Annotated in this window: 5 protein-coding genes and 1 pseudogene; 2 read left to right on the top strand and 4 right to left on the bottom strand. The window is 62.0% G+C overall.

The window, feature by feature from the left end; genetic code table 11:
- Positions 1-671: 671 nt before the first annotated feature.
- Positions 672-1,274 carry a DUF1415 domain-containing protein gene (locus G3480_RS23745; RefSeq protein ID WP_164656713.1) on the top strand — a complete coding sequence of 201 codons (603 nt, stop codon included), beginning with the start codon at positions 672-674 and terminating at the stop codon, positions 1,272-1,274.
- A gap of 425 nt (positions 1,275-1,699) precedes the next feature.
- On the opposite strand, the gene G3480_RS23740 is transcribed toward G3480_RS23745, so the two are convergent.
- Both G3480_RS23740 and G3480_RS23735 read right to left on the bottom strand, forming a co-directional pair.
- The gene (locus tag G3480_RS23740; RefSeq protein WP_164656712.1) at positions 1,700-1,903 is read right to left on the bottom strand and encodes a cold-shock protein; all 204 of its coding nucleotides are present in this window, start codon (positions 1,901-1,903) and stop codon (positions 1,700-1,702) included.
- 637 nt (positions 1,904-2,540) lie between these two features.
- Positions 2,541-3,077 carry a lipocalin family protein gene (locus tag G3480_RS23735; RefSeq protein ID WP_164656711.1) on the bottom strand — a complete coding sequence of 179 codons (537 nt, stop codon included), beginning with the start codon at positions 3,075-3,077 and terminating at the stop codon, positions 2,541-2,543.
- A gap of 577 nt (positions 3,078-3,654) precedes the next feature.
- On the opposite strand from G3480_RS23735, the gene G3480_RS23730 reads away from it, so the two are divergent.
- Positions 3,655-4,146, top strand: coding sequence for a hypothetical protein (locus G3480_RS23730; RefSeq protein WP_164656710.1), 492 nt, complete (start codon positions 3,655-3,657; stop codon positions 4,144-4,146).
- A gap of 1,044 nt (positions 4,147-5,190) precedes the next feature.
- Here the strand turns inward: G3480_RS23730 and G3480_RS23720 are convergent.
- Positions 5,191-7,323 (bottom strand): methyl-accepting chemotaxis protein, encoded by a 2,133-nt coding sequence (locus G3480_RS23720; RefSeq protein WP_164656709.1) that lies wholly within the window; start codon positions 7,321-7,323, stop codon positions 5,191-5,193.
- Positions 7,324-7,706: 383 nt separating this feature from the next.
- Positions 7,707-9,011 (bottom strand): annotated as a pseudogene (locus G3480_RS23715) (AAA family ATPase); the annotation flags it as partial.
- Positions 9,012-9,118: the final 107 nt, after the last annotated feature.

Genomic DNA, 9,118 nt, shown 5'->3' with positions numbered 1-9,118 from the left:
GAGTTGTTCAATAGATTGAAATATAAATGGTTTATGGAAAATGAATAACGTTGGCTATTCTTAGCCTGACGGCTATGCCCTAGCCCCCCCCTTTACGAAAGGGGGGAAGTTGTTGATGGACGCTTTCTAAGCGCGGTTATCCCCGCGCCCTGTGACCAGGGCTGTGGATAAGCTGTGCGCGACGACGCCAAGCTGCGCTCAGCCTTCAGAAAGCCGCCGCCCGATCGCGGCTTGACCACCAGGGCAGCACGATCAGCGCAGCCGAGCGGCGCATGGCTGCTCGCAGCTAGGTCGTCGCTGGGAAGTGACATCGCCCTCGAGCCACGGCGGTATATCGCGCTCTCGCGCTGCCAAGGGTGTTGATCATCCCATCACCCAGTCGGTTGACTCGGCACCGCACACCGTTAAGGTAAGGCGACGCGGGAGCGACGCCCCGCCGCGATCGCGCAACCATCGCGGCGGGGCGCCGCTCCCACCGAGCTTGCCTTCAAGAAGCACCGGCGAGAGCATAGACGGGCTCTGTGACCGCTGGCGCGAAACGCAGGCGGGCCTCGAAAACAAGTCGGCGCGTATGAGCTTTGACAGAAATCACCTCAGATGAGGCGCTGGCCGTGATGAACGACAGAGGAAACCATGAGGCAAGTCGCCCTGCGATGCAGGCAGGAGGTCTGATGACCCAAGATGAACGCGAAATCGCCGAAACCCGGGCTTGGGTGGACCGCATGGTGATCGGCCTGAACCTGTGCCCCTTTGCCAAGGCGGTGCAGGTCAAGGGTCTGGTGAGATATGCGCTCAGCCACGCCACCAACCCCGCAGCCTTGCGGGCCGACCTAATCGCCGAGCTGGAACGGCTGGCCGAGGTGCCCGCGGACCAGCTGGAAACCACGCTGCTGATCCACCCGCGAACACTGATCGACTTTGAGGCGTACAACGCTTTTCTCGACGTCGCCGAAGACGCCGTGGCCGAGCTGGGGCTAGAGGGGATCATTCAGATTGCCAGCTTCCACCCGCACTACCAATTTGCCGGCACTGAGCCGGACGACATCGACAACGCATCCAACCGGTCGCCATGGCCCACGCTGCACCTAATCCGCGAGGACAGCATCGACCGGGCGGTGGCAGCCTTCCCCGAAGCCGAAGCCATCTACGAGACCAACATCGAGACACTGCAGCGCCTGGGACCGACAGGCTGGGCCGAACTCCAGCGGCAGTGCCGCGAGGATGCAGGCACGCTGACCAAGCCGGACGGAGGCGCGGCACCGCATCCCGGCTAGACAGCGTACAGCAACGAGCGCCTTAGCCACGCCCTCTCCCTGAGGCCCTCGAGCATCGCGTGATCCAAGCGCGCGGTCGGTGGGAGCGGCACCCCACCGCGACGGACGCGCAATCGCGGCGGGGCGCCGCTCCCACGTCGCTCTACCTCAACCATGCGCCGTGCCTTCTCAATCGACCAGGCGGCCCGATGATCGACGTCGCGATCACCACGTCCAAACCTAACGGAGACGTTGCCCAACGAAGGGTTGGCACCGACGGGCCGCCGCCGAACAGCCTGAGGATGTGGGCCGCAGAAATCGCAGCAGGGTTACGCAAGAGGCATGGATAAGAAGGGCGAGCGGAGATCCTTCCAATGCCCCAAAAAGCAAAAACCCCGCCGAGGCGGGGTCTTTTTCACCAGACGGAGGTCGTCTGGCGAATCGGCTTACTCAGCAACGACATTGGCCGCACTGGGACCTTTCGGACCTTGCTCGACCTCGTAGGAGACGCTTTGCCCCTCGGCGAGCGTCTTGAATCCACCACCCTGGACAGCGCTATGATGGACGAATACGTCCTTGCTGCCGTCGGAAGGGGCGATGAAGCCGAAACCTTTTTCGTCACTGAACCACTTAACTGTACCTGTAGCCATTACGGTCACCTCTATCGTGAAATTGAACGTGTGTTAATGCAGACGACTGTCGAGTTATTTCGGAAGGATCTGCCACGCACCGCACGGCGGAGAGAGGTACTACCGGAACACTACTAAGGAAACACTGCACCGGGCGAAGTATGCTCAAGCCTTAAGCGAATGGCAAGGTTTTTTACAGTGAGGCTGACAAAGCGACCATAAGCCACAGGCTGGAGCCAGCCCGAGCAAGCGTTGCGCCGGCCTCAAGGCGCCTAGATTTCTTTCCAGTCGACCCGCCGCTGAAGAATACGCATTTTCAGTGCAAAATCAATTCCCCGACGCATGCTTCCAGCTTCAGATTGTCGGACGCGCGAAAACTCAGGCAGCCAAACCCCGGGCAGAACATGCAGCTGTGTTGGGACGATCTCCTGAACAAAGCCTACGACAGGCCAATCTTTCTCGGAAATCGCCTTATGGCCCAGTCCAGCTGCACCGCCCACCCGACACCTATCCGCCTATAGAACCAAGCTATCGGCGAGCATCCGCGCAGTCATCCATTGGAGTCACTTCGCTCAGAGCAGCGCCGAGGCAGATGGGCTCAGCATCGACGGCCGGCGTGCCACTGCGGGCGCTGCAAGTAGCCCCTGCCCGGTGCCATTCACGCCGCAGCCAGGTGTTGCGTTGGCCTGACGCGCGCCGAGTCGTAGCCCTGCGCCGCGGCGATCGCCATGGCGCGATCGTACTCGACGGGGGCCAAGCACGGAGTGCGCGCGATCAGCCACAACCGCCTTCGGCTCGGCGTGCCGGTCAGCGCCCATCGGTACTCAGGGTCGAGCCCAATGACCCAGAGATCCCCACGAATCAGATGGAAAAACGTCAGCACCAGCTTCGAACCGCCCGGGTTCGCGGGACGGACCATTCCCTTGACCTCGGTGCGTCGCATGCCCGCGCTGGCATTGCAGGATACCGTTTGAACGCTGATGCGACCGTCCGGTCGTTTCGTATAGGTCGCGGTAACGTCCACGCAGCGCCGACCGAACCCGTCAGCCTCTAGGTTGGGCAGCCTGGCAACTTCAAACCAGGTTCCCAAGAGCCGATCGAGGTCGACCTGCGCCACGGTCGCGGGCGGATGGCGGGAGGCAGCGGAGCCGCCCGTGAGCGTATTGCGCAAGGTCAGGACAATGTCTTTGATCATGACTCTGCATTTGGGCGTGCATTGCGCGGAAGCAACCATAGCGCAATCCGAGTCTGCAACCCGCAGGGACAAGGGACAGGGTCGAGAAATCCAATCGACGCCGGAAATCCGGGACGAGCTGCATGCGGGGCGAGCGAAGGCTGGAGGGTCGACCCAGGCTCAACAGCGGGGCTGACGGACCTCGCGAGAGTTGCAGGAGCAAGCTTTGAGACGATCGATCAAGGCGCAGCGGGAGCGACTCGAACAGTCGGACCGCCAGCAGCACCCAGAGGTGGCGGACGACGAGAACAGGTCCTTGGCAAGAGCTACAAAATCCTGCACGCATCCAGTAGAGAGAAGGCCGTGCTGCCCGCCCAAGAGGCACGTCCGATGTCCGGCGCGCGGCAGCCCGACATTCTGCAACGCACAGAGAGCCGTCCAGATGACCCTTCGCGGCCAAAAGCCCTGCCCCGTATCCAGTTGAATCGGCTGACCCAGCCGATCTATGCTCAGAAAGACCATCTGCGGGCCACGGCGACCTTTCAGCGTAGCCCCGCATTGATTTGCAACCCTTGCCCGCTGCGAGCGCGGAGGCGTTATGGGCCTGTTGCCACCACCGGTAGAGATGCTCCGGGCCGAGGGCGATCCGACCCTTGCCGATCCGTCGCCCGATGCTGTCCTCGTCTCGGACGCCCCGTCTGCGGCCAAGGTTTGGGCCCTGCGCCTAAGACTCATTCTGACGCCGGTCTTGGCTGGCACCGTGGCGCTAGCGACCACCCTGGCCCTGTCGTCCGCACCGCAGATGGCGGCGGACTTGGTTAGGCTGCTTCACGGGATGGTACTGATCAAGGGCCTGATCGGCCTAGGTGCCGGAACCCTGTTCTACTGGCGGCTCGGACGACCACTGAGTTCCGGGCTGGCCTGGAGATATGTCGCCTGTCTCTCGCTGAGCGCCGCCGCACTCGGATGGCTGTGGGGCCTGCATTGGGTGCCGGCTGGCAGCGCGCTCTACTGGGCCGGTTTGATCGGACTGCTACTCGTAGGAAGCCGGGATCCTCTCTTTGCCAACTTACCCCGTCGGCCCGGGTGACGGCCGGTTGGCCAGCGCTCGCCGGAGCGGCACGGGCAGCCCCCACGACGAACGCCACCCGTCGCGCCGAGGGTGGCGCTTGAACCACAAGCACTGAGGGCAGCGAGATGGTGATCCCGCCGCACCCTAGCCTCTTTTGGATCTCATGCTCGGTGTTTTACCCGTGCCCAAAGCAGGCTCACCCATCCGCTTGCAGGAAGATCTGATGCGGTCGGCGGCCGTGACCGGCAAGCGTTTTCATCGCAGCACGGCGGAACAGATCGAGCATCGGGCGCCAGGTTGCAGCCATCCTGAGCCCCGACGCCCTGCTCTGCGTCAAGACTGGTCTGGCGCGCGTGCGCGTCGAACCAGTCCTGGGAACAGAGGTCGACCCAGGCGCTGTCTTTCAAGCCCTGGAAGACGATGGAACCATCTTGGTCGGCCGGTTCGAAGGCGGGCAATTCATCCCGGTCGTCAACCCTGAAGCCTGAGTCGCCGCAAACAGCTCTGGCTCATCCATCTGGATAACGTCCAACTCAATCAGGCGCGTGTCGCACATCGAGTCAGCGAAGGTGGTCTTCCGTCCCGCCCGATAAGGTGGAAAGCCGCATTCCGAGACTCCTTGACCACATCAAAAACGGCCTGCCGCTCTGCGACCACATCCGCATCCTGGACAACTCACGCGCCGACGATCCATTCATCCCGATCGCGACGCTTCGCCATGGGCAACTGGAGCACCAAACAGACACGCCGCCACATTGCGAGGAATGGTCATTGGAACATTAAACCGAGATCCAGCGGTTGAACTCTAGTGCCGGACGAGGCATCCGGCACATGCGATGGGGGAGACCCGACCCAAATCGCCGCGCAAGCCCCCCGCGCTTCGGACATGGGGTGAGCGGCGCCTGATCGGCATTGCCGATACCCTACAAAGACAACCATTGGCTGGGGCTTTTTTGTCGACTAAGAAAGTGTCCATCAACAACTTCCCCCCTTTCGCAAAGGGGGGCTAGGGGGGATTTCGGGCGGGATCGCTCGCATCGGGAAATAATTGATGGGCGCTCTCTAAGCTCGCTTGCCCTTTCCAGCACCATCAATGACAAAAAATCCGATCACCCGCTGCATGTCCTCGGCATTGTGCAGTAACTGCTCGGCCATTTCGGAGGTTTGCTGGAAGGTGGAGCTGTTGGAGTGGATGACGGCGTCGAGCCGTTTGACGGCCTCGGCGATGCGCTCGGCGCTTTGGTTCTGCTGCTGGCCGGCCTGGGCGATCTCCCGGATCATGGTGGCGGTTTCTTCAATGGCTGGGACGACTTGCTCGATCATAGCGCCGGCGCTTTCGGCCACATCGCGGCTTTGACCGGCCAGTTCGGCGATCTCGCGCGCAGCCTCCTGGCTGCTGGCCGCAAGCTTGCGCACCTCACTGGCAACCACGGCGAAGCCACGCCCAGCCTCGCCGGCGCGCGCGGCCTCGATGGCGGCGTTCAAGGCCAGCAGGTTGGTCTTGCGCGCGATCTCCTCGATCACCGAAAGCTTGCCGGTGATCTCCTGCATGGCGGCCACGGTCTGCTTCACGGCCCCGCCTCCTTCGCGGGCATCCTTGGCAGCACTTTGCGCTGAGACCTGAGTCTGGGCTGCGCGCTCGCTGTTTTCCTGGATGATCTCGGTCATATCCGCCATGGACGTGGAGATATCCTCGGCCGAGCGCGTCTGCTCCTCGGAGCCCTGTGAGAGCCGGCTGGAGGAATCGGCGAGTTGCTGGCTGCTTTGACTGACCTCGCGCGCCGAGCTTTGCACCTCGGCCACCACCTCGCGGAGCTTGTCCATCATGGCGCGCAGGGCATCTGCGAGCAGGCCGATCTCGTCTTTCTGATGCACCGACAGCCGGGCGCTCAGGTCGCCCTCGGCGATGCGCTCGGCAAAGGTCACACCCGCGCGCAGGGGCCTGGCGATGGCGTTGGACACCACCAGGGCGAGCAGCACGATGATGGCGGCGAAGACCAACCCGGCGACAACCACGGAGAGGATCAGCCGGTCGATCGGCTCCATGACTTCGGCCTCGTCGATCTCGGCCATCAGCGCCCAGGTCATGGTGCCCAGCTTGACCGGCGCGTAGGCCGAGAGCACCGGGTTGTCGTTGTAGTCGATGACGAGTTCGGAACCGGTCTTGCCGGCCAGCGCCTCATGCACGGCAACTGTGTCGACGCCGCCGGTCTCCGGGTGGCGGAAGGAAGCGGTGACTGAGTGGTTGTCCGGATCCAGGTAGGAGTCCGAGCGCATCAGCAGGTCCGGGCCAACCAGATAGGATTCCCCCGAGCGGCCGAGGCCGGCGCGCTCGGCCATGATGGCGTTGAGTGCATCGATGGGCATCTGGAAGATGGCGACACCGATTTTCTCGCCTTGATCGAAGATGGGCGAAGCGATGAAGCTGGCCGGCGCCTCGTACGATGGCACGTATTGGGCGTAGTCCACCAGGAAAAAGACCTCTGGCTTGGTCGCCGCATTAGCCAGCTGGAAGACCTCGCCGAAATTGGTGTCGGCATAGGGGCCGTCGATCAGGGAGGTCGAATAGTCCAGCTCTTTGAACACCGAGTAGAGAATATCGCCGCTGTCCGGGTCCACCAGAAAGATGTCGTAGTAGCCAAACTTTTGCAGATAGCTGCGGATGACCGGGTGCAGCTTGGCGTGCAGCTTGGAATAACTCGACTTGTCGGGCGCATGATCGAGCGACTCTTTGGCGCCGAGCGGATTGGGATTCGCCTGGATGTAGGCGTATTGCAGGGCCAGGGAGTCGTCATCAAGCTGCTTGAAGTAGCGCAGCGCCCCAGGGTCGCGGCCGTCATTCTGGTTGCGAAATTCCGCCGAGAATTGATCGGTGTAATAGCTGGCCAATTCCTCGGCCATGCGCTGGACGTCGTCGGCCCCGTAGCCGTTTTCTTCCCGAAAACGCGGAAACACCAGGCGCAGCTCGCGCATGGCGTCCACCACCATCGTGTTTTCAGAGAAGGTCAGGATCTGGTTCTGGATATGGGTGAAATACCGCTCCACCGCCTGGCGCTTGATCTCGCGCACGGACTCGAGTTGGGCGTAAGACTTGTGCAGCAGCGCCCTCTCGGCCTGGTAGCCCGCCCACAGGCCGACAAAGGCCAGCGCCGACACACCGATGAGCAAAAACAGGCCGATCAACTTCGGCCGCATGCGGATATCGTTGATAGACGGCATAACCAACCCCTGACCCGGGTGAACAATCGCGCCGATTCGGCATCGCGATCATAGGGTTAAAGTATATAGCGCCTGACAGAAAGGTCGACTTCGATCCGCGTGATACGCATCTCACTTCAGCGCGAGTTGCAGGTACTTTTCTGCGGCCTGACCCGCGCAATGTCGATCTGGATGTGGTCCGTGCGGAGAGCAATCTGGTGGTGCTTGAGCCTATTCTGCCGCTCGCTTGACTGCCATCAGCGGTCTCGTGCTTGCGCTTGCGTTCCTGCTTGGCCAGGACGGTCGGACAAAGACGATCAGCGATCAGCGCCGGAGCTGTGCAGACTCAAAGTAGGAGATTGATCCTCAGACGGAGACCGTCAACCAGCGGTCGATCCAGTCTTATGTTCAGAGGATTGCGGTTCAGTTAGATTAGGGCGGACGTGACAATCTGAAACGGATCGAAACACCAGTCGCTCCACCCCCAGAGCGACCACGGCAAAGGCGCGCAGGTCAGTCAGCCCATGGCGCCGGATGAGGTTGCCGCCGTAGTCGCGTGCCTGGGCTTCGGCCTCGTCGAGCTTGGCGGCCACCGCCGGTCGCTGGGCTAGGGCCGCGCTCGATTCGCCCCGCACCTGCTCGCCGCTCAGGCCCAGTTCCTTGAGACTCAGATATTTGAATTCCAGCAGCAGATCGAGCGCTTGGAAGCGACGCATGTCCGGGCGCACGATCAGGGCCAGATCGGCATAGCCGCGCGCGGTCTCCAGCTCGGAGACAGCCATGTAGAGACGGTCGTCGAACAAGAGCGTCAGGAAGGCGAATTTCACTAGGAGTTCATTAGTCCAGCGGTAGTCGCGATTGGACAGCACGGCGAAATAGCTCTCTTCGATCAGCGCGCACAGCGGAGCCGGGTCGGCGTCCAGATACAGCCGTTCGGCGGCCGCGCGGCTAGCGGCACGCGCATCCGTCGCCGGCAGCCAGCGCTCGCGCAGGCGTTCCACATAGAGCCCGCGCGCGACCAGGTTGGGAATGCGCAGGATCAGTTTGGCCAGTTCGCCCTCGCCGGCCAGGGTCAGAATGCCGAAGAAATACAGCAAGGACGCCATGAACGGCTGATCCTTCACCGCCGCCAGCACATCGGCCACGCCAAAGCGCTGCACCAGCTCAGGCACCAGCACCCGGTCATCGCCGCGCAGCGCCTCGATCAAGAGTTCCTCGCCATGGGGTAGCGAGGCGATATAGATTAGCTTGTTGCGATCCATGGCCAGGTTTTCATCGAGCAGGCGCCTCGGGTATTGGCCCTGGGTGGCCAGTGCCTTGAAGAAGTAAAGGCTCAGGGTCGGGTTATAGAGGCTTTCCTCGGCCTCCTCGCTGAATCGATAACCGTTGTAGAAGGTGCGCATGGTCGCCAGCGCCTGGTCCGCCGACCAGTCGCCGCCTTCTGCCGCCAATTGGTTCAGCACGGCTGCGACTTCACCCTCGTTAAAGCCACAGAGGTCGTTGAACTGGGGTAGCAGGAAAATATCCTCGCCGACGTTGTAGCCGCTGGTCATGTCGCTCAAGACCACCGGCGAGACGCCGGTGATGAACACCCGATCCAGCCCCATGCCGCCAGCGGCGGCCTTGACGGACTTGAACACCGTTTTCATCAAGCCCTCGCCCTGGAGCAGGGTCTGGGAGTGATCCCAATGCCATGGACTTAGCATCTAAGGCTTTGATTCTATTAAAATAAGGCATCTTCGCAGGAACCTTGTAGGAGCATGCCGATGAAGCGTTGTAACGCCATCAGTCT

Source organism: Thiorhodococcus mannitoliphagus (assembly GCF_010915725.1).
In the GTDB taxonomy this organism is placed as follows: Bacteria; Pseudomonadota; Gammaproteobacteria; order Chromatiales; family Chromatiaceae; genus Thiorhodococcus; species Thiorhodococcus mannitoliphagus.
This window is presented reverse-complemented; position numbering and strand designations above follow the sequence as displayed.